Origin of the sequence: Azospirillum sp. A23, from assembly GCF_042938965.1 — a bacterium.
Lineage (GTDB): Bacteria > Pseudomonadota > Alphaproteobacteria > Azospirillales > Azospirillaceae > Azospirillum > Azospirillum melinis.
Genome location: NZ_CP170667.1, coordinates 1,690,619 through 1,711,536, shown reverse-complemented (window position 1 = coordinate 1,711,536; position 20,918 = coordinate 1,690,619). Strand labels below are relative to the sequence as shown.

Genomic DNA, 20,918 nt, shown 5'->3' with positions numbered 1-20,918 from the left:
TCGTCAGACGCTGGACTTGTTCGCCGCATTTTCCGCCGTGCCGCTCTTGTCCAGCGGCATGGCGGCGCGGCCCGCATTGGGCTGCCCACCGGCAGGCGGCATGGCAGCCGGAGACAGCGCGGGGGCCGCGGCGGGCGTGGTGCCCGGAAGCGCGCCGGATAGCGGCGCCGGAACGGACACCGCGGCCGGCGCGTCGTCCAGACGATCATAGATGTCCGGATGCAGGCGGACCGCCCCATCGGCCTCCACCGTCGCGATCCAGTAGACGAACTGCACCGGCATCGGTGCCGCTAGCTTGACCCATTGCGGCTGCTGCTTGCCCAGCATGCGATCGATCCGCTCCGGCGTCACGCTGGTGCCTTGCAGCAGCAACTCGGCCAGCTTGCGCGGATCCTCCAGACGGACGCAGCCGGAACTGATCGAGCGCAGTTCGCGGGCGAACAGCCGCGGCTCGTTGGTGCCGTGCAGATAGATGTCGTAGGGGTTGGTCAGGTTGAAGCGGAACCGGCCGAGGGCATTGTGGTCGCCCGGCTGCTGGACGATGCGGACACGGCCCGGCGTGACGTCGTGCCAGTCGACCGATTCCGGCGCCACCTCCTGCCCGTCGAGATAGACGATGGCGTTCTGGATGCCGGGCGTGCCCTTGGCGCGCAGGTTCGGCAGCTTGTCTTCCTTCAGAACGGTGGGCGGCACCGTCCAGGTCGGGTTGACGATGACGTGGGTGATGCGATCGGTCAGCAGGGGCGTCTCGCGCGACGGCCGGCCGACGATGGCGCGCATCGTCAGCTCCTCCTCCCCGCCGCGGACCAGGGTGGTGGTCTGGTTGGTCAGGTTCACCACCAGGATATTGTCCGGGGCGGTGTCGCGGAAGCTGCGCATCGCGACGGCGCTCTGCCGCATCAGCGCCGCGGCCTCGGCCGGCGTGCGGTCGAGCGCCGCCCTTGTGCCGGCGCCGATCAGCCCGTCGGGCTTCATCCGCTGGGCGAGCTGGAAGGCCTTCACCGCGCGGTCGATGTCGGTCGTGAACACCTCCGACACCTTGTCGGCCGGCAGCAGGCCGAGTTCGGCCAGGCGCTGAGCCAGCCGGCCGACACGCTCGCCGCTGCTGCCCAGCTTCATCAGCCCGCCTTCCCCGATCCGGGTGGAGGTCTGTACCGGGGCCTGGTCCAGCTCCACCGCGGCGGCATCCAGCCGGTCGGCCCACTGGGTCAAGGTGTCGCGGTAGGGCAGGGCGTCCGCCGGCCCGGCCCCGAGCAGCGCCATCGCCGATGCGGCGGTCAGCGCCAGCAGGGCCAGCTTGCGGGACATGCGGAGGTCGGCGGAAGCGATCATGGCGGCACCTTCTGTCACTGTGGTCCAGCGAAGCATCGGAATGGATGCACCGCTGCCCTCCCGATCAATTTATGCAACGCAATAATGGAAGGCGAGGCGCGCGGCGAGAAATCCGGTCGATCATTCTTCCGGTGTGATCTTCCTGCCGCCGTCCTATGACCCGCCTATGCAAGAAGGTCACACTGTGAAATTTTTTAATTGCCTCAGCCGATGACCTTCCCTATACGAATATCCGTCCGGAGACGATTCACACCAGACGGGACGCTTCGGATCAGCGTTGGTCATAAGGCTGATACTATCACCGCGGGCGCCGCGCGACCCGCCAAACGCCGAACGGCCACAGCGTAGAACGGCAAAAACGTAAGACGACGAGGTTCGGGGATGCATTTGGGGGATGATGAGCGTGCCGTACCGGCAATCGGGCGGCGCGGGTTCCTTGGTTTTGCCGCGGCGGCGGTATCTGCGGCTCTTCCGGCCGCATCGGGGATGATGACGGGGGTCGCCACCGGTGTGGTGACGGGTGTGGCGACGGCGCCGGTCCTTCTGGGATCGGGCTCTGCGGAAGCCGCTCCCCTGGCCGGCAGCGTCCGGCGAATCAGCCTGCACAACATCAACACGCAGGAACGGTTCGACGGCGTCTATTGGGCCGACGGCAATTACAAGCCGGACGCGCTGCGCAAGCTGGACGTGCTTCTGCGCGACCACCGCGCCAAGCAGGTCTGCCACTACGACCCGCGCCTGTTCGACCTGCTCGCCCGCGTTCACCAGAGCGTCGGATCCGACGATCCGTTCGAGGTGATCTGCGGCTACCGCTCCCGCCGCACCAATGCGATGGCCCGGCGCCGGTCGCGTGGCGTCGCGAAGGAGAGCTATCACACCCGCGGCATGGCCATCGACATCCGCCTTCCCGACACCCAACTGCGCGCCATTTCCGAGACGGCGAAGGGGATGCAGTCCGGCGGTGTCGGCTTCTACCCGCGCAGCGGCTTCGTCCATCTCGACGTCGGTCCGGTCCGCAGCTGGTAAGGCCGCCGGCAACCGTGCCCGTCCTGTTATGAGAAAGGCTCCGCATCGGCTGATGCGGAGCCTTTTTCTTTTGCTGCCAGCCGAGCGCGGCTTTTCAAATGCCGGACCTGGATCAGCTTCTCGGTGATGGCTTGGACGCGCGCACGATGTCGGTCGGGTCCCACACCGCGCCGTGACGCCGTCGCGACTTGCTCTGGCTGGCGGCATCGGCTGACTTCACCGGCTTGACCCGCGGCGCGTCGCTGCGCACCGGACGACCGGCCTTGCGGACGCTTTCGCCATCCGGTCCGGCGGCGACGATCTCGGTGCCGGCAAGGCGGCTTCCCTGGTTGACCGACGACTGTGGACTGCCCGATCGAGAAGATGCATCCGCCTCGCCGTCCTCACCCTCGCCGGGGCCTTCCGGCGGTTCCTTGATTTCGGGGGAAAGGGCAGAGAGCAGCGACAGCATCTCGTCCGACACATGGGAGGGGGCGGCGCGCCACAGGCGCAGCAATCGTGCCTCACGCCGGCTGATCTGGCTGTCGCTGTCGTCCGACTCCTCGAAACCGCCGCGTGAGCGGCGTGGGCTGTCGGCGTCATTGTAGGTATCGAAAAAGAAACTTACGGGAACGTCCAGAACCTGGCTCAGCCGATACAGGGTGCCCGCCGAAATACGGTTGGAGCCGCGTTCGTATTTCTGGACCTGCTGAAAGGTCAGGCCGATCGCTTCGCCCAGTTTTTCCTGGCTCATTCCCAGCAGGGTCCGGCGCATTCGCACCCGTTGCCCGACATGGGCGTCCACAGACCAGGACTCCGGCGATCCGCGTCGTCCTCTTTTGCGCGCCGTCGGTTCACTCATGTCCATTGGTCTCCGCTGCCCAGTCTTCCGCGGCCTGACTTTGCGATAATGAAAAGATTGTTCACACATTCGTTGAAGCGATTCAAGAGAAAACTTCTGAATATTGGTGTGTGTTTGCCATATTCCGATAGGCATTGGTGGTGGTGCAGCATTCGCAGGGGTTGTCATATTACAGCTTTGTATTATTTCGCCGACGCTGAGAATCAATTGCGCCAAGCCTCTGCCGGATCCCTGCATTCATCCCTTTGCGGAAATCACCGAGTCTTTGGGATCATCCATTGGTTGGGCCAATAGCTTTTCGATTATAGAAATTCCGTGATCGGGAACCGATAAGATTTGCACCGCCACAAATGGTGGTGAAGAACCTTCTGGTTGTAATAAATAAACCGGAGAGCAGAGAGAAACTTTCTTCTCTCAAGGCCGATACGGTCCGTCACGCTGCATCCGGGCCGGGCCGTTCGGGTCGCATGGTTGGCCAGACAAGCGTTAATACATAATTAACCTTATTGAGCCGCCGTTAACTGGGGTCCGGAACCGGCGATTCAGGGGCGCGGGGGCCGCGGTGCGTGACTATCCGTATCGGCCTTCCGGGTGCTCCTCGTTCGGGCAGTGCCGGACGGGTGGGGGGACGCCATCGCCCAGGGACCGCCGGCCATGGCGAAGCCTTCCACATGGTCGCGCAGCTTCTGAACCTGGGACGGCGTGACAGCGCGGCCGAAGCGGGATTTCAGCAGGGCGGCCAGCATCCCGCGGGTCGGCCGGACGCCGCCGGCCGACAAAATGCGGTAGGCGACGAAGGCCTCGGCATAGAGCCGGATGCGGTCGGGCCGTCCGCGCAGTTGTGCCGCCTGGGCGGACGGTCTGCCGTCCAGATGGTCGGTGAGCCGCGCCTCCGCCTGCGCCACGGTCAGATCCGGCAGGTCGGCGGCCACCGGCTCCGGCGGTTCGGGCCGGCCGATGGAATCGCGCAGGCGCCGCCGGCGCTGGCGCTCGCGGTCGCCGGCCCGCAGCCGCTCGGCATAGGCCGGGTCCGCCGCCCGACGCTCGGTGCGGCTGCGGTTGGACTTCGCGGCACGCTCCGCCTCCCGCGCCCGCAGCATCGGGTCGCGCAGCAGGAAGGCCAGCTCGTCCGCGGTCAGCCGATGCGCCTGATCGGCGCCCGCCGGCAGGGCTCCGCCGTCGCGGATCTCCCCGCGACCGCCACCCTTGCCGTCGTTCTGGCCGCTGTCCTGGCCGCCATCATGATGGTCGCTGTCGTCCATCGCCGGGAAACGCGTGTCCGCCCGGTCCTGTTCCCGCGGCATTTCGCCCGGCCCCGTTTGGATTCCCCGCCCCGGCGCTCCGTTCGGAAAATCCCGGGACGGAAGATGAGGGAGATTTCATGTCCGGTGCCGGTCGCGCCCGTGCTAGAGAGGGGCCGTTCTTTTTCGGCCCGTGCAACAGTGGATTCGCCCGCCATGACCCCCCGGCAAGCCCTTCAGCAGCGCCTTGCGGCTTTGGATGCCCATCTGCGGGCGGAAAACCCCAACCTGCTGCCGGTCCTCCCGACCTTCCGTGCCTTCGACCGTATCCTGTCCGGGCTGGGGCTGATCGACCGCCATGAATCGCTGACCACCCGCATTCCCTGGTGGCCGATGGTCGCGGTGCTCGGCACCTTCTCCGCCGGCAAGTCGACCTTCCTCAACGGCTATCTGGGCGAGGTGTTGCAGAACACCGGCAATCAGGCGGTGGACGACAAGTTCACCGTCATCTGCCACGGTCCGGAAACCCGCAAGGAGGCATTGCCCGGCACCGCGCTCAACGCCGACCCGCGTTTCCCCTTCTATCGCATCGCCGACGAGATCGAGAAGGTTGCCGCCGGCGAGGGCAAGCGGATCGACAATTACCTGCAACTGAAGACGCTGGCCGGGACGCGGACCAAGGGCAAGATCTTCATCGACTCGCCGGGCTTCGACGCCGACGACCAGCGCCGTTCGGTTCTGCGGCTGGTCGACCACATCGTCGAGCTGTCGGACCTCGTGCTCGTCTTCTTCGACGCCCGCCATCCGGAGCCGGGCGCCATGCAGGACACGCTGCGCCATCTGGTCGCTAAGACGGTCAACCGCGCCGACGCCCGCAAGGTCTGCTACATCCTCAATCAGGTCGACACCACCGCCAAGGAGGACAATCTCGAGGCGGTGTTCGGCGCTTGGCAGCGCGCCATCGCCCAGGCCGGGCTGGTGTCGGGCCGCTTCTATGCCATCTACGACCAGCGCTCCGCCGTCGACATCGAGGATGACGGCCGCCGCGCCCGCTACCAGGCGCGCCGCGACCACGATCTGGCCGAACTCCAGACCCGCATCAACGAGGTCGAGGTCGCCCGCGCCTATCGCATCATCGGCTCCATCGACAGCCTGACCAAGGAAGTGGAGGGGGAGGTGCTGCCCAAGCTGCGCGAGGCGATGGCGGCGTGGCGCCGCCGCGTGCTGATCGGCGACGCGGTGTGGGGCGTGCTGCTACTGGCACTGCTGGGCGCCGTCGTGCAGACGCTGGGCGGCGGATTCGGCGCCTTCCTCGGCTGGCTGTCCGAGTCCGGCGACAGCGGGCTTCCGCTGCACCTGATCGGCACCGCGCTGCTGCTGGGCGGGCTGTTCCTGGCCGGGCATTTCAAGCTGCGCCAGTTCTTCGCCCGCCGCATCGCCGCCACCTTGAGCGACCGTTTCGGCGACGTCGACCTGAACCTGCGGCAGGCCTTCCTGCGGAACACCCGCTTCTTCCGCTCGATCTTCGCCAGCCAGCCGGCCGGCTGGGGCGGGCGGGCGCGCAAGGCGATCTTCGCCATCCGCGAGGCGACGGCGGTGCATGTCCAGCGCATCAACGACCTCTACACCGATCCGGCCGGCCGCCGTGCGCGGGAAGCCGCCGCCGGCCCGGCCGCCGCGGCTGAGTGACCGTAAGCGACCGCAAGCCGGCGGCGGGTGTCGGCGGCTCTTTACAGTGCGGCGTGCAGGCCGTTAGATCTTGGCGATTGGATCTTGGCCGGCGCCGTACGACCGCGGCGCCGGACCCACCAGCGGACGGCCAACGGACTTGCGGGATTCGGCAAACGGGGCGATAGGCACGGTGAGACCCTCGGCTGCGGGCATTGTCCTGGCCGGGCTGCTGCTGTGCGTTGCCCCGGCTCAGGCGCAGGTCCCCGGCCCGGAGGCCGGCGGCAGGGAACCCGCTCCGGCCCCCTACACCGGCCTGGATTTGGTGACCGGCAGCGACTATGCCCCCTACACCGGCGACGACCTGCCGGGTGGCGGGCTGGTGACCGACATGGTCCGCCGGGCCTTCGCGGTCGGCGGGCGCCGGTACGACGTGCGCTTCATGCCGTGGAAGCGCGGCTATGATGGCGTGGTGGCCGGCCGTTTCCTTGCCACCTTTCCCTATATCCGCACGCCGGAGCGCGAGCGGGAGGTGCTGTTCTCCGACCCGGTGATGGAGGTGCGGCAGTTCGTCTATCTGTCGAACCGGTCCGGGATGGAGTTCCACGGCCGGGCCGGAGGCGACGACTCCGGCGGCCTGGAGGATTTCCAGGGGCGGACGATCTGCCAGCCGGTGGGCTACGCCCTGCCGGCCGGACTGGAGGCGATGGTCGGGCAGGGCCGCCTGACCCGGCAGACCCCGTCCGACCTGGGAGCCTGCGTGCGCATGGTGGCGACCGGGCGGGCCGACGTTCTGGTGATCGACGAGTTCAGCGGCGCTGCGGCGATTCAGCACTCCGGCCTGGCCGACGACATCCGGGTGGCGGACCGGCCCTTCGCCGTGGTGACGCTGCATCTGGTGGTCGGACGCGCCACGCCGGGGGCGGAGACGACGGTCGCCGACTTCAACGATGGGCTGAAGGCCCTGAAACAGCAGGGCGTCTACCACCAGCTGCTCCTCAGCCACCCGCTTCGGCCTGCTCCCTGATATTGCTGGGGTTTTCCCTGAGGGTCCGCGCGGTCTTCCGGCACTGCCGCGGCGATTTTCCGGATTTGGGCGCGCTTTTCCGCGCGGAAGGCCCCCGTCGCCATGGACAGGACGGTGCTTCGTGATATAAACGCGCGGTTTCGATCATGGAAAAGGGGCGCGGGCCGTGGCCATCGACGCGTCGATTCTGGTCCTCAACGGGCCGAACCTCAACATGCTGGGTGTGCGGGAGCCGCAAATCTACGGGTCGATGACCCTGGACGAGCTGGAGGCCGCCTGCCACGAGCGTGCCGACACGCTGGGTCTGACCGTGGATTTCCGGCAGTCGAATCACGAAGGCGAACTGGTTTCGTGGATTCAGCAGGCCCGCACGGAGAATGACGGCATCGTCATCAACGCCGGCGCCTATACCCACACCTCGGTCGCGATCATGGACAGCCTGATTCTGTCGGATCTGCCGGTGATCGAGGTCCATCTGTCGAACATCTTCAAGCGCGAGCCGGTCCGCCATCACTCCTACATCTCGCCGGTGGCGAGGGGGATGATCTGCGGGTTCGGGCCGCACGGGTATCTTCTGGCGCTGGACGCCATCGCGAACATCATCGACCGCGATTAAGGAAACGGGAACGACTGACATCATGGCGAGCTTCGACATCGACGGCGATCTGGTCCGCAAGCTGGCGGACCTCCTGCGTGAGACGGGCTTGAGCGAGATCGAGTTCGCCGAGGGCGAAAAGCGTATCCGCGTCACCCGCCCGACCGCCGCCCAGACGGTCGCCGTCCAGGCAGCCCCGGTCCTGGCGGCCGCTCCGGTCGCCGTGGCGGCGCCGGCCGCTGCAAAGCCGGCAAGCCATCCGGGTGCCGTGACCTCGCCGATGGTCGGCACCGCCTATCTGGCGGCCGAGCCGGGCGGCACGCCCTTCGTCCGTCCGGGCGACGTGATCAAGGCCGGCCAGACCATCATGATCATCGAGGCGATGAAGGTCATGAACCCGATCAAGGCCCCGCGCGGCGGCACCGTCGCCGAAGTGCTGGTGTCCGACGCCCAGCCGGTCGAATTCGGCGAAGTTCTCCTCATCATCGAGTAAGCGGGGCATTCCCTTGGCGATGTTCGAAAAGATCCTGATCGCGAACCGTGGTGAGATTGCGCTCCGCATCCACCGCGCCTGCCGCGAGATGGGGATCCAGACCGTGGCGGTGCATTCCACCGCCGACGCCGACGCCATGCACGTCCGCCTCGCCGACGAAAGCGTGTGCATCGGTCCGGCGTCCGCGCGCGACAGCTACCTCAACATTCCGGCCATCCTGTCGGCGGCGTCGATCACCAATGTCGACGCCATCCATCCCGGCATCGGCTTCCTGTCCGAAAACGCCCAGTTCGCGGAGATGGTGGAGGAGCACGGCTTCACCTTCATCGGCCCGACGCCGGAGCATATCCGGATCATGGGCGACAAGGTCACCGCCAAGAAGACGGTGATGGAGCAGGGGCTGCCGGTGGTGCCCGGCTCCGACGGTCCGGTGACGTCGCTGGAGGATGCGGAGAAGGTCGCCCACGAGACCGGCTATCCGGTGCTGATCAAGGCGGCGGCGGGCGGCGGCGGCAAGGGCATGAAGGTCGCCCGCAACCCCGACCAGCTGAAGGAAGCCTATCAGCTGGCCCGTGGCGAGGCGCGCGCCGCCTTCGGCAACGACGAGGTCTATCTGGAGAAGTATCTCGGCCATCCGCGGCACATCGAGATCCAGCTCCTGGGCGACACCCACGGCACCTGCGTGCATTTCGGCGAGCGCGACTGCTCGGTCCAGCGCCGGCACCAGAAGGTCATCGAAGAGGCGCCGAGCCCGGCGCTGAACGCCGAACAGCGCGCCTTCATCGGCGAGCTGGCGGCGAAGACGGCGGCGGCCATCGGCTACCGCGGCGTCGGCACGATGGAGTTCCTCTACGAGGACGGGCAGTTCTATTTCATCGAAATGAACACCCGCCTTCAGGTCGAGCACACCATCACCGAGATGATCACCGGCATCGATCTGGTTCGCGAGCAGATCCGCGTCGCCGCCGGTGCGCCGCTGGGCTACGGCCAGTCGGACATCCGCTTCGAAGGCCATGCCATCGAATGCCGCGTGAACGCCGAGAACCCGGAGACCTTCATCCCGTCGCCCGGCAAGATCGACGGCTATCACGCGCCGGGCGGACTGGGCGTTCGCGTCGATTCGGCGCTGTATGACGGCTACCGCGTGCCGTCGCATTACGACAGCCTGATCGCCAAGCTGGTCGTCCACGGCACCACCCGGAACGAGTGCCTGATGCGCCTGCGCCGCTCCATCGAAGAGTATGTGATCGGCGGCATCCAGACTACGCTGCCGCTGCATGACCGCATCATCGCACAGCAGGCCTTCATCGACGGCAATTACGACATCCATTGGCTGGAACAGCTGATGGCGAAGTCCTGACCGCTCGCGGCATTTTCTCATACGCGGAAATACTGCGGCAGAATGTCGCAGTTATGAAACCCCTCTCTCCACGTGGAGAGAGGGGTTTTTCTTTATTAATGTTTTCTGATGCAGTGATTAATCTTCCCCTTGGGGAATCTGTTCTTTCGCAATTTGATAATTTCTCGCCCGGATCGCGTTTTCATTCGCAAATTGCGACGCCGAACGCGGCGAATCCCAGTTGACGTGCGTGCCCGGTCATCAGGGTTTTACCGGAACGGCGGTTTGCGAAGAATTCAGAGTGCATGGCACGCCGCTTGCTGACTTGATCTGTGTCAGTGCGGATGTGGGCTACCCACAGTAGATGAAACGCCATTCCGTTAGCTGTGCCGAACCATCGCTTTCTCCAGGCGGTGCGCCGGCCCCTGGTCTGTCCACCGGTCGCGACCCGTCGCGCCGGCTTGCCTGCCCGAACGCGCCCATTGTCTGACGAGGCCCCCGCCCCATGCGTCTCAACGAACCGATCACCGACCGTGAAATCGTGATGGAAGACGGTGTCCTGCTGGTGTCGCGTACCGACACGGGTGGACGCATCACCTTCGTCAACAAGGCATTCGCCGACATCAGCGGCTATGCCGAATCCGAGTTGATCGGGGCTCCGCACAATCTGATCCGGCATCCGCACATGCCGAAGGAGGCCTTCGCCGACCTGTGGGCGACCATCAAGGACGGCCGGCCGTGGGAAGGGCTGGTGAAGAACCGGACCAGGGACGGCGACTTCTATTGGGTCCGCGCCAACGTCACGCCGGTGATCGAGGACGGAACGGTGACCGGCTTCATCTCGATCCGCACCAAGCCGTCGCGCGATCAGGTGGCGGCGGCGGAGCGGCTCTATTCCGACATCCGCGAGGGCAGGGCGCGCCATCTGACGGTGCGCGACGGGCGGGCGGTCGGGCGCGGCGCCGGGGCGGGGTTCCGCCGCTGGATGGCGACGGTGACCGGGCGGCTGACCCTGATCTTCGCCTTCATGATCCTGTCGATGCTGGCGGTCGGCGGCGTCACGCTGCGCGGCATGTCCGACAGCAACGCGTCGCTGAAGATGGTGTACGAGCACCGCACGGCGCCGGCGGTCCAGATCGGCGAGATTCTGGACCATATGCGCGACAATGTGCAGACGTTGCAGCGCCTGATCATCGACACCCGCGACGGCACCGATCCCAAGGCGATGGCGCAGCGCGAGGACCGCATCGCCAAAAACGCCGCCACCATCGACCGGCTGTGGGCGGACTATGTCACCACCTTCATGACGCCGGAGGAGACGATTCTGGCGGACCGCTTCGCCAGGCAGCGCGCCGCCTTCCTGAACGAGGGGCTGAAGCCGGCGATGGAGCTGGCGCGCCAGGGCGATTCGCTGCGGCTGGAGGTTCTGGTCCGCGACCGCATCGACCCGCTGTTCCAGGCGGCGTTCCAGACCAACAAGGACCTGCTGCAATTGCAGCTGACGGTCGCCAAGGGCGACTATGAGGGGGCGCTGGAGGATTTCCGCTGGCATCTGGTGTTCGCCGTGGCCGCCGGGCTGGCCGTCCTGCTGGGGGCGGTGTTCTGCGGATTGCTGCTGCTGCGCACCGTCCGCCGTCCGCTCGCCGCCTTCTCGGTCGATTTCGACGCCATCGCCCGCAACGACCAGACCCACACCATCGACCTGCCGGCCGCGGCCGAATTCCATCCCATCGCCGGCCAGCTGCGCGGCTTGAAGGCGCGCCTGTGCTATGCCGTGCAGGAGCGCGTCGAGCGCGCCCGTCATGCCGACGAGGAACGCCGCCGCGCCCTGGAGACCATGGCGTCGACGGTGGAGCGGGAGGCCGGCCGCGCGGTGGAGGAGGTCGCCCAGCGCACCGGCGCCATGGCCGACGATGCCGAAGGCATGTCCGGTTCGGCCGAGCGGGTCAGCGTCAACGCCCAGACCGTGGCATCCGCCGCCGGGCAGGCGCTGGCGAACGCCCAGACCGTCGCCGCCGCCAGCGAGGAGCTGGCCGCCTCGATCCGCGAGATTTCCTCGCAGGTCGCCCATTCCAGCGCGGTGACCCGCCGCGCGGTGGAGAGCGGCCACCACACCCAGGCCACCATCCGCTCGCTGTCGGAAACGGTGGCGAAGGTGGGCGAGGTGGTCAACCTGATCCAGTCCATCGCCGGCCAGACCAATCTGCTGGCGCTGAACGCGACCATCGAGGCGGCGCGGGCGGGAGAAGCCGGCAAGGGCTTCGCCGTGGTGGCGCAGGAGGTCAAGAACCTCGCCAACCAGACCGCGTCCTCGACCGAGGAGATCACCCGCCAGATCACCGCGATCCAGGCGGTGACCGACGAGGCGGTGCAGGCGGTGGAGGAAATCGGCCGGACCATCGCCGAGATCGACCACATTGCCGGCTCCATCGCCGCGGCGATGGAGGAGCAGTCGGCCGCCACCCAGGAGATCAGCCGCAACGTGGTGGAGACCTCCACGGCGGCGCAGGAAGTGTCGTACCGCATCGCCGCGGTGTCGGAAGAGGCCGACCGCACCGGCGAACAGGCCACCCATGTCAAGAACGGGTCCGGCGACGTCGCCCGTTCCATCGAGAGCCTGCGTCAGGTGCTGGTCCGCATCGTCCGCACCTCCACCGGCGATGCCGACCGCCGGCGCAAGCCGCGTTTCCAGGTGGACGAGACGGGAACCCTGCTGATCGGCGGCGACCGGCTGGCGGTGACCGTGCGCAACCTGTCCATCGGCGGCGCCATGATCGATCCGGTGACGACGACCGACGGCCGCTCGCTGGCGGGGGCCATCGGTCATCTGCGGCTCGACCGCTATGCAGCGGAGGTGGCGGTGGTGGTGAAGGCGGTGGAGCACAGCCGCATCCATCTGGCCTTCGACGCGGAGAAGATGGCGGGCGATTTCGCGCGGGCCGTGGAGATCGCCACCAAGGACCGTTCGCCGGTCGATGTGGCGGCCTGACCGCAGACCGGATAAGCCCCCCGGATATAAGCCTGCCGCACCGTCATCGATCCGTCGCACCGAACGTTACGCATCTTCTTCATCCCGCAGGTTGAGGACTTATCCCCTGTGACAATTTCACAGGGGGAGTCCCTATTGGATGACGGGATATGATTGCGTTCATTGCCGGCGGTGCGTGCAGCTTGAAGCATCCCGTCCGCTGTACGGAACCCTTCGACGGAAAAGAGGCCGGGACGCAGTGATGGCCGATACCACAGCCTTGTCTTGCTCGTCGGGATGTTTCCAATCGGAAAATACCCATCCCGGGGTTGGGGCGGCGACCGTCGCGGCGGAAATCAGGCGCAGTCCCCGCACCCGTCTGCGCTGGCGGCGCGACCTGACGGCCTCGGCGGGGCCGCGCCTGCATCTGGCGGCCGATGCCGCCGGCGACGGGCTGTGGGAGTGGGACATCGCCGGCGGTGCGCTGTGGTACAGCCCCGGCTTGCAGACGATGCTGGGCGTCACGCCGGGGGCACCTCCGGCGACGGTCGAATTCCGGCGCTCCCGCATCCATCCCGATGACCTGCCGGCGGTCGAGGCGGCGCTGGCCGCCCATCTGTCGGGCGACCATCCCCGTTACGAGTGCGAGTACCGTGTCCGCACCGCATCGGGCGGCTGGCTGTGGATCCGCGACCGCGGCCGGGTGGTGGCCTGGGATGCGGAGCGCCGTCCGGCGCGCATGATGGGCAGCCAGGTCGACGTCACCGCCCGCAAGCGGATGGAGGAGGAGCTGCGCCTGTCGGAGGAGCGGCTGCAGGGCATCATCGGGCTGGCGCAGGACGCCATCCTGACCACCGACGCCGATCTGAACATCACCCTGTTCAACCGGGCGGCGGAAAGCCTTTTCGGCTACGATGCCGACGATATCCTGGGGCGTCCGCTGTCGCTGCTGATCCCCGAACGCTTTCGGGCGGACCACGACGTGCACATCGCCAACTTCAGCGCGTCGGGGGTACAGGCCCGGGTGATGACCAACCGCCGTGAGGTTCAGGGGCTGACCGCCGACGGGCGGGAGTTTCCGGCGGAGGTGTCGATCGCCAAGCTGCACCATGCCCATGGCCTGCTGTTCACCGCGGTGATCCGCGACGTGTCGGAACGCAAGCGGGTGGAGAGCGAGCTGCGCCGCATGGCGACCACCGACCCGCTGACCGGCCTCAACAACCGCCGCCGCTTCCTGGAGCTGGCCGAGGTCGAGATTGCCCGGCTGCGCCGCTATGGCCGGCCGGTTTCGGTGCTGATGCTCGACATCGACCGCTTCAAGGCGATCAACGACAGCCACGGCCATGCGACGGGCGACCGGGCGCTGGTTAGGCTGGCGGAGGTCTGCCGCAGCGAGCTGCGCGACACCGATCACATCGGCCGTCTGGGCGGCGAGGAGTTTGCGATCATCCTGCCGGAAACCCCGCTGACCTCGGCGGGCGAAGTGGCGGAACGGCTTCGCCACCGTCTGGCGCTGGCCGATGTGCCGCTGAACGACCTGCCGCTGGATCCCGCCGACCTGGGGCAGGGATGCATCCGCATGACCGTCAGCATCGGCGTCGCGATGTCCGGCGAGGACGACGCCTGCATCGAACGGGCGCTTGGCCGCGCCGACCGCGCGCTGTATGAGGCGAAGGCGGCGGGCCGCAACCGCGTGGTGATCGACGACGGCTATCCCGGCCCGGCCTCCGTTCCCACATCCTCCGTTCCCACCTCCATCGCCAGCTGACGGTTCGTTCGAGGAAAAATGGCAGAAGGATTTAAAGCCCAACCCGTGATCCGACCCAGGTCGGCGGCAAATGAGGCGGTGCTCCTGGTGTCCCAGGCGTTGGCGCCCGCCGGGTCGCTCGCCCCGCTTTTTCCGGAGCTGGTGCGGGTGGACACGGTGGCCGCCGCCTTGGACCGGCTGCGCGGCGGCGGTGCGGCGGCGGGGGAAACGGTGGTGCTGCTCGACGCTCCCACAATGGCGGCGGTCGAGGCGCTGGCCCGGCTGGAACCGGCCCCGGCGGTGGTGGTTCTGCTGCCGGAAGGGCAGGAGCACGACAGTGCGGGCTTCATCGCGGCCGGGGCGCAGGATGCACTGCCGGCCGGCGATGGTGAAAACGATGGCGATGGCCTGCGCCGCGCGGTATCGGCCGCCCGCCGGCGCCAGATGCGGGAGAACCGGCTGCGGATGGCGCTGGCCGAGGCGCAGCGGGGCCGGGACGAGGCTGCATCGCTGCTCGACGCGGCGGGGGCTGCTGTTGCGGCGGCGCTCGATCCGATGATGGCGCTGACGGCCGCCGCGCTGGAATCGCCGCTGTTGCCGCGCCAGCAGGACCGGCTGCTCGCCGTCCAGGCGGCGGCTACCGCCCTGCGGACCACCGCAGCGGCCCTGCGCCCGGTCGGACCGGGCGCCGTGGTGGAGGAAAGCCTGACGCTGGCGGCGCTGGCCGCGGATGCGAAGGCAATGTCGATTGAAGGCGGGGCGGACGAGGAGTTCACCGGCGATGCCGCCGGGCTGCGGGGTCTACTGACGCTGCTGGCCGCGGAGGGGGGAGCGTCTCTGTCCCTGTCGCTGCGGCCGGCAGGCGATGCCGCCGAGTTGACGCTGCGCCGCCGCGGGGCGGCCCGGCTGCGCCCCCTGGTGCTGGCCGCGGTCCAGCCGCTGGTGCGGCGTCTGGGCGGGCATCTGCCGCCCGACGGGCCGGATGGCGCAGCGGGGGAGTGGCTGACCGTCCGCATCCCGGTGCGGGCCATGCTGCGTCCTGCCGCCCTGTCGGTCCTGCTGGTGGAGGACAACCCCATCGGCCGTCTGGTGGCTGCCGGCTTTTTCAAGGCGCTGGGCCACACGGTGACGACGGCGGAGGACGGGGCGCAGGGGCTGGCCGCCGCGACGGACGGGCGGTTCGACCTGATCGTGATGGACGTGCAGATGCCGTTGATGGACGGCCACGAGGCCGCCCGCGCCATCCGCGCTTTGCCGGGGGAGGCCGGCCGCGTGCCCATCGTGGCGCTGACCGCCGGGACCGATGCCGAGGACGACGCACAGTGCCACGCCGCCGGGATGGACGATTGCCTGCACAAGCCGCTGACCATGGACCGTCTGCGCACGGTTCTGGAGCGCCTGTTCCCCGGCCGGGTCCAGCCCGGCGGATGACGGCTCCGGCACTACAAATTGTCGGAAAATTTACAGAACCAAAATCATATTCCATCCGCCGGTAACCGACCTTCGATTGCCCGCCACCGGTTCGGGCGGTATCAGTGGGATGCGGCGTGTTGGCTGGAGGAATGGGAGTGGATATGCAGGCGATCGACTATTCCCAGTTTCGGATCCTGGTCGTCGAGGACCAGCCCTTCGTCCGCCGCACCATCGTCCAGATCCTGAGCCAGATCGGCTTCCGCGACGTGACGGAGGCCGACAACGGCGAGTCGGCGATGTACGAGTGCATCCGCGTCAATCCCGACCTGATCGTCTGCGACATCGACATGAAGCCGGTCTCCGGCCTGCAATTCCTGGCCCGCCTGCGCGCCAGCATTGAAGCCGCCAACCCCCGCGCCCCGGTGGTGTTCCTGACCAACCACACCGAATCCGAGATCGTGAAGCAGGCGATGGCGCTGGGCGTCAACGGCTTCGTGGTCAAGCCGCCCTCCTTCGCCGCCCTGAAGGAGCGGGTCGACCGGCTGCTGGGCGGTCGGTGAGGCGCGGCCTGTTCCTGATCGCCACGCTTCTGCTCGCCGCCTGTTCGGGCGAGCCGTCGGAGGGCGACATGCGCAAGCTGGTTGAGGCCCACACCCGCCGCACGCTGGAGCGCCAGGGCAATGCGGCCTTCCGCGCCTTCGACAATTTCCGCAAGCAGGGCTGCGTCGAGGCGAAGTCGAAGGGCGGCACCGGCGCCGGCACTCAGGACGGCAGCGGCCAGTATGACTGCTATTACGCTGCCACCTTCGTGCCGCAGCCGGGCCAGCCGCCGCTGACCGTCAACGGGAAGGGCCGCTTCCGCCACACCGACAAAGGCATGGCCTTCGAGGATCTGGGCGCCCAGCCGCGCTGAGCCTTCTTACCCATTGCGCGCCAGACGGGAGAGGGTGGACAGCGGGTCCCCGGCCTCCTCGCCGAAGCAGACCTCCACGTCGTCGCACACCTCGCAGTTGGGAGACTTGCACAGCATCAGCCCCTCGCGTTCGCAAAGCTGGCGGTAGAAGAACTTCTTCCATTTCATGTCGCCGGAGTTCAGCGCCACCAGCGCCGGGAAATGCCGCCGGAACATGGTGTTGAGTTCGCCGCGGTCGTGGAACCCCATATCCTGCCACAGATGGTTGGGCTCCAGCGACCGGCGGGCCAGGATGGCGGCCAGCCAGCGCTCCTCGTCGGCTCCCTTGGCACCATGCTCGATCAGAAAGGCCCGCAGGTCGGCCTCTTCGATGGCGTCCTCGCCGGACCCGCCTCCGCCGGAGAGGGCGGCGACGGCATTGGAGAACTGCGGCGCGTGTCTTGCGGCAAGCTCCATCAGCTCGGCCTTGGTCAGCGCCAGCGCTCCCGTCATCGTCCGCGCCGGATCGGCGGCGGCAAGCGCCAGGATGCGGCCGAAGATCATGCGGTCGGTCGCGGCGGCGACGGCAGCGGGATTCTGGGCAAGGCTGTGGGCAGCGGGCTGGGACAGGACCACTCGGCATCTCCACCGGCAAAGAGCACCCGCGACGCCTGCTATCCTGACCCAAGATGCTGCATCTGCGAAAGCCGCTCTCCGGCCCCATAGCCTGCGGCATTGCGCCGCAGCGCCTGTCCCATCCCTTGTCCGGTCATTCTGGGCGGCCGTCGACCTCCTCCGCAAAGCGCTCGAAGAAGCCGGCGAGCACGCGGTCGGTCTTGGCCTGCACCAGCTTCACCGCCAGCCGGCCGACCGCGCCGCCGAGCGCCACCGACAGGCTGTAGGTCAACCGGGTCCGCCCGTCCTCCTCCTCCAGCACGACGAACGCCTCGCCCTTGACTGCGCCGGCCAGCCCGCCATTGCCCTGGGCGACCAGCCGGTAGCGGTGGGGGCCGTCCTCCGGCTCCAGCCGCAGCCGGCCGGAGAAGCGCGCCTTCATCGGCCCAAGCGTGGTGCGGACCCGCGCCGCATAGTCGGTGGACGACAGCCGCTCCATCTCTTCCAGCACGGGGATGCAGCGCATCAGCACCGCCGGGTCGCAGAGTGCCGCGAACACGCGGTCGCGCGGTCCGGGAACGCTGTGGGTGCCGGTGATGTCCATGCGCCGTCTTCCTCCTTGGCCTTCCGACAGAAACAGTGCGCCCATGGATTTTATTCGGGCGACACCGTTGGGGTAGAGACATCTGGTATTGCCTGTCCCCGGAACCAAGCCAACGAACCATGAAGGAGACCGCACGCCATGCGACAAGCCGTCACGACGCTGACCGTTCCCACCCGCGGTGCCGGGCTGGTCGAGGTGACCGCCCAGGTCCGGCGCTGGGTGGCGGAGCAGGGGATGGAGACCGGGCTGCTGACGGTGTTCTGCCGCCACACCTCGGCCTCCCTGACCATCCAGGAGAATGCCGACCCCGACGTGCAGGCCGACCTGTTGCGCTTCTTCCGCCGGCTGGTGGCGGAGGACCCGTCGCTCTATGCCCACACCACCGAGGGGCCGGACGACATGCCCGCCCATATCCGTTCCGTCCTGACCGGCGTCAGCCTGTCGATTCCGGTGATGGCGGGGGAACCGGCGCTGGGCACCTGGCAGGGCGTCTACCTGTTCGAACACCGCGCCCGGCCGCACCGGCGGGAGATCGCGCTGCATCTGATCGGGGAGTAGGCCCGCGAGACCGATCCGGCCGGCCAGCCTGAAATTTCTTTCATCCGGTCGCAAGGCGGCGGTGAAGGGCGGGTTCCTATGTTGGGGACAACAGCGGTGAGGTGCCGCGGCGGCCGGACCGCCGGAGCCACCTCCCCACAGTCGGAATCGCCTGATCGGAGTGTCGCCGTCATGACCACCCTTCCTCCCGCCAATTCCCAGTCGAAGCCCCAGCGCGAGATCGGCCGTGCGGGTCGCCTGCGCCGGACCGTCGCCGCCCTGCTGCTGGGCTCCACGGTGCTGACGGCTCCGGCGCTGACCGGCTGGGCGGTTTCGCAGGCCCAGCAGAACGCCGCCCCGCCGGCCGTCGCCATGGTGCAGGACACGCCGGCCAGCTTCGCCGACCTTGCCGCCAAGGTCAGCCCGGCCGTGGTCAACATCGCCGCCACCCAGGAGGCCAAGGCCGAAGCTCGCACCCAGCGCGGCCCGGCGATCCCCGGCGTGCCCCCCGGCACGCCGTTCGAGGAGTTCTTCCGCCAGTTCCAGGACCAGATGAACCGGAATGGCGGCCCGAATGGCGGTCCTGACGGCGACCAGGATCAGGACCAGGGCCCGCGTGGCAAGACCGGGGCGCTGGGGTCCGGCTTCATCATCGATCCGGCCGGCTATGTCGTGACCAACAACCACGTCATCGACGGCGCCAGCGAGATCACCGTCACCCTGCAGGACGGCACCGCCATGCCGGCCAAGCTGATCGGCCGCGACGCCAAGACCGACCTCGCGCTTCTGAAGGTGAAGTCGGACAAGCCGCTGCCGTCGGTCGACTGGGCGGACAGCGACAAGACCCGCGTCGGCGACTGGGTGATGGCGGTCGGCAACCCGTTCGGGCTGGGCGGCACCGTCACCAAGGGCATCGTGTCGGCCCGCGGCCGCGACATCCACAGCGGCCCCTATGACGATTACTTCCAGCTCGACGCCGCCATCAACCGCGGCAACTCGGGCGGCCCGACCTTCGACCTCAGCGGCCGGGTGATCGGCATCAACACCGCCATCTACTCGCCCAACGGCGGGTCGGTCGGCATCGGCTTCGCCATCCCCGCCAACCTCGCCAAGGAGGTGGTGGCCCAGCTGAAGGACAGCGGCAAGGTCGAGCGCGGCTGGCTCGGCGTGAAAATCCAGGAAGTGACGCCGGACATCGCCGACAGCGTCGGACTGCCCAGCGCCAAGGGCGCCCTGGTGGCCGAGGTGACCGCCGACAGCCCGGCCCAGCGCGCGGGCCTGCATCAGGGCGACGTGGTCCTGTCCTACGCCGGCAAGCCGGTCAACAACCTGCGCGACCTGACCCGCCACGTCGCGGATACCAAGGCCGGCGACACGGTGGACCTGAAGATCCTGCGCGAGGGCCGCGAGAAGACGGTACCGGTGCGCATCGACCGCCTGTCCGAACAGCAGCAGATGGCCGCCGCCGAAACCGACCCCGGCAAGGGCACCGCCGAGCATGAGGAGGTCGCACCGGTGAAGGGGCTGAAGCTCGCCCCGCTGGACCGGGCGGCGCGCAAGCGGCTGGGCATCGGCGAGGACGTCCAGGGCGTGGTGGTGACCGGCCTGTCCTCCAGCGTCGACGTGCCGGTCCGTCCCGGCGACGTGATCGAACGGGTCGGCGACACCGAGGTGAAGAGCCCGGCCGACGTCCGCCGTCAGGTCACCGAGGCCGAGAAGGCGGGGCAGAAGGCGCTGCTGATGCTGATCAACCGGCAGGGCAACGAGTCTTTCGTCGCGCTGAAGCTGAAGGCGTGAGGCAACGCGCTCACTGAGTGACGGAAAGTCCGGCCGGGCACGACACCCTCGTGCTTGGCCGGGCTGTTTTGGGAGGCTACACTCGTGCTCATGAAGATTCTCGTCATAGAAGATGATCGCCAGGCCGCCAGCTACCTTGCCAAGGGGCTGAAGGAGGCCGGCCATGTGGTGGACGTCGCCAACGACGGGAAGGAAGGCCTGTTCCTGGCCGGGGCCGAGCATTACGACGTGATGATCGTCGACCGCATGCTGCCCGGCCGCGACGGCCTGTCGCTGGTCCAGGTGCTGCGGGCGGCCGGCAACGACACGCCGGTGCTGTTCCTGTCGGCGCTGGGCAGCGTCGACGACCGGGTGAAGGGGCTGAAGGCCGGCGGCGACGATTACCTGACCAAGCCCTTCGCCTTCTCCGAGCTGCTGGCGCGGATCGAGGTGCTGGTGCGCCGGCGGGGTGCCGCCCAGCCGCAGACCCGCCTGTCGGTCGGCGATCTGGAACTCGACCTGCTGTCGCGCAGTGTCAAGCGCGCCGGCAAGGCCATCGACCTGCTGCCGCGCGAGTTTTCGCTGCTGGAATATCTGATGCGCAATGCCGGCAGCGTGGTGACCCGCACCATGATGCTGGAGAATGTGTGGGACTATCACTTCGATCCGCAGACCAACGTGATCGACGTGCACATCGCCCGTCTGCGCCAGAAGATCGACAAGGATTTCCCCACCCCCCTGATCCACACCGTGCGCGGCGCCGGTTACAGCCTGCGCGCGGCGGAGGCGTAAAAGACTTTATGG

At 67.8% G+C, this 20,918-nt stretch carries 18 protein-coding genes and 1 pseudogene; 14 read left to right on the top strand and 5 right to left on the bottom strand.

Annotated elements, in window-relative coordinates; genetic code table 11:
* Window positions 1-3: 3 nt before the first annotated feature.
* Window positions 4-1,332, bottom strand: a complete 1,329-nt coding sequence (locus ABNQ40_RS25400; RefSeq protein ID WP_391347696.1) for a L,D-transpeptidase family protein — start codon at window positions 1,330-1,332, stop codon at window positions 4-6.
* 486 nt (window positions 1,333-1,818) lie between these two features.
* Between ABNQ40_RS25400 and ABNQ40_RS25395 the strand changes: the two genes are divergently transcribed.
* Window positions 1,819-2,358 (top strand): DUF882 domain-containing protein, encoded by a 540-nt coding sequence (locus ABNQ40_RS25395; RefSeq protein ID WP_391347695.1) that lies wholly within the window; start codon window positions 1,819-1,821, stop codon window positions 2,356-2,358.
* A 585-nt stretch (window positions 2,359-2,943) separates the two neighbouring features.
* On the opposite strand, the pseudogene ABNQ40_RS25390 reads toward ABNQ40_RS25395, so the two are convergent.
* Window positions 2,944-3,199: pseudogene (locus ABNQ40_RS25390) on the bottom strand (helix-turn-helix domain-containing protein); the annotation flags it as partial.
* 542 nt (window positions 3,200-3,741) lie between these two features.
* The gene (locus tag ABNQ40_RS25385) at window positions 3,742-4,503 is read right to left on the bottom strand and encodes a hypothetical protein (protein WP_247879476.1); all 762 of its coding nucleotides are present in this window, start codon (window positions 4,501-4,503) and stop codon (window positions 3,742-3,744) included.
* Between the two features lie 153 nt (window positions 4,504-4,656).
* Here ABNQ40_RS25385 and ABNQ40_RS25380 point away from each other — a divergent pair, with 153 nt between their 5' ends.
* The 10 genes from ABNQ40_RS25380 to ABNQ40_RS25335 all read left to right on the top strand — a co-directional run bounded on the left by ABNQ40_RS25380 (window position 4,657) and on the right by ABNQ40_RS25335 (window position 16,603).
* Window positions 4,657-6,129 carry a dynamin family protein gene (locus ABNQ40_RS25380; RefSeq protein ID WP_109047373.1) on the top strand — a complete coding sequence of 491 codons (1,473 nt, stop codon included), beginning with the start codon at window positions 4,657-4,659 and terminating at the stop codon, window positions 6,127-6,129.
* Window positions 6,130-6,301: 172 nt separating this feature from the next.
* Complete coding sequence (locus tag ABNQ40_RS25375; RefSeq protein ID WP_247879477.1) at window positions 6,302-7,135, top strand: ABC transporter substrate-binding protein; 834 nt, start codon at window positions 6,302-6,304, stop codon at window positions 7,133-7,135.
* A gap of 166 nt (window positions 7,136-7,301) precedes the next feature.
* Window positions 7,302-7,751 carry a type II 3-dehydroquinate dehydratase gene (gene aroQ, locus ABNQ40_RS25370; protein ID WP_098740164.1) on the top strand — a complete coding sequence of 150 codons (450 nt, stop codon included), beginning with the start codon at window positions 7,302-7,304 and terminating at the stop codon, window positions 7,749-7,751.
* Between the two features lie 22 nt (window positions 7,752-7,773).
* The gene (accB, locus tag ABNQ40_RS25365; RefSeq protein WP_109047375.1) at window positions 7,774-8,223 is read left to right on the top strand and encodes an acetyl-CoA carboxylase biotin carboxyl carrier protein; all 450 of its coding nucleotides are present in this window, start codon (window positions 7,774-7,776) and stop codon (window positions 8,221-8,223) included.
* A gap of 19 nt (window positions 8,224-8,242) precedes the next feature.
* Window positions 8,243-9,583: an acetyl-CoA carboxylase biotin carboxylase subunit gene (gene accC, locus ABNQ40_RS25360; protein ID WP_109047376.1), complete on the top strand. Its 1,341-nt coding sequence runs from the start codon at window positions 8,243-8,245 to the stop codon at window positions 9,581-9,583.
* 484 nt (window positions 9,584-10,067) lie between these two features.
* On the top strand, window positions 10,068-12,551 hold the full coding sequence (locus ABNQ40_RS25355) for a methyl-accepting chemotaxis protein (RefSeq protein WP_109047377.1): 2,484 nt from the start codon (window positions 10,068-10,070) through the stop codon (window positions 12,549-12,551).
* Between the two features lie 241 nt (window positions 12,552-12,792).
* Entirely contained in the window at window positions 12,793-14,298 is a 1,506-nt protein-coding gene (locus ABNQ40_RS25350) for a sensor domain-containing diguanylate cyclase (protein ID WP_158285520.1), read from the top strand.
* Between the two features lie 78 nt (window positions 14,299-14,376).
* A complete protein-coding gene (locus ABNQ40_RS25345; protein ID WP_199235211.1) occupies window positions 14,377-15,708 on the top strand; it encodes a response regulator in 1,332 nt (443 codons plus the stop codon).
* A 143-nt stretch (window positions 15,709-15,851) separates the two neighbouring features.
* Window positions 15,852-16,250: a response regulator gene (locus ABNQ40_RS25340; protein WP_247880150.1), complete on the top strand. Its 399-nt coding sequence runs from the start codon at window positions 15,852-15,854 to the stop codon at window positions 16,248-16,250.
* Window positions 16,247-16,603, top strand: coding sequence for a hypothetical protein (locus ABNQ40_RS25335; protein ID WP_109047380.1), 357 nt, complete (start codon window positions 16,247-16,249; stop codon window positions 16,601-16,603). Before ABNQ40_RS25340 ends, ABNQ40_RS25335 begins: the two co-directional genes overlap by 4 nt.
* A gap of 6 nt (window positions 16,604-16,609) precedes the next feature.
* Here ABNQ40_RS25335 and ABNQ40_RS25330 read toward each other — a convergent pair whose 3' ends face one another.
* Both ABNQ40_RS25330 and ABNQ40_RS25325 read right to left on the bottom strand, forming a co-directional pair.
* Entirely contained in the window at window positions 16,610-17,218 is a 609-nt protein-coding gene (locus ABNQ40_RS25330) for a nitrogen fixation protein NifQ (RefSeq protein WP_247879478.1), read from the bottom strand.
* A 133-nt stretch (window positions 17,219-17,351) separates the two neighbouring features.
* On the bottom strand, window positions 17,352-17,801 hold the full coding sequence (locus tag ABNQ40_RS25325; protein WP_109047381.1) for a CoxG family protein: 450 nt from the start codon (window positions 17,799-17,801) through the stop codon (window positions 17,352-17,354).
* Window positions 17,802-17,939: 138 nt separating this feature from the next.
* On the opposite strand from ABNQ40_RS25325, the gene ABNQ40_RS25320 reads away from it, so the two are divergent.
* The 3 genes from ABNQ40_RS25320 to ABNQ40_RS25310 all read left to right on the top strand — a co-directional run bounded on the left by ABNQ40_RS25320 (window position 17,940) and on the right by ABNQ40_RS25310 (window position 20,906).
* Window positions 17,940-18,359 (top strand): secondary thiamine-phosphate synthase enzyme YjbQ, encoded by a 420-nt coding sequence (locus tag ABNQ40_RS25320; protein ID WP_109047382.1) that lies wholly within the window; start codon window positions 17,940-17,942, stop codon window positions 18,357-18,359.
* Window positions 18,360-18,530: 171 nt separating this feature from the next.
* The gene (locus tag ABNQ40_RS25315; protein ID WP_109047383.1) at window positions 18,531-20,135 is read left to right on the top strand and encodes a DegQ family serine endoprotease; all 1,605 of its coding nucleotides are present in this window, start codon (window positions 18,531-18,533) and stop codon (window positions 20,133-20,135) included.
* Between the two features lie 90 nt (window positions 20,136-20,225).
* Window positions 20,226-20,906 (top strand): winged helix-turn-helix domain-containing protein, encoded by a 681-nt coding sequence (locus ABNQ40_RS25310; RefSeq protein ID WP_391349096.1) that lies wholly within the window; start codon window positions 20,226-20,228, stop codon window positions 20,904-20,906.
* The last annotated feature ends 12 nt before the right edge of the window (window positions 20,907-20,918 follow it).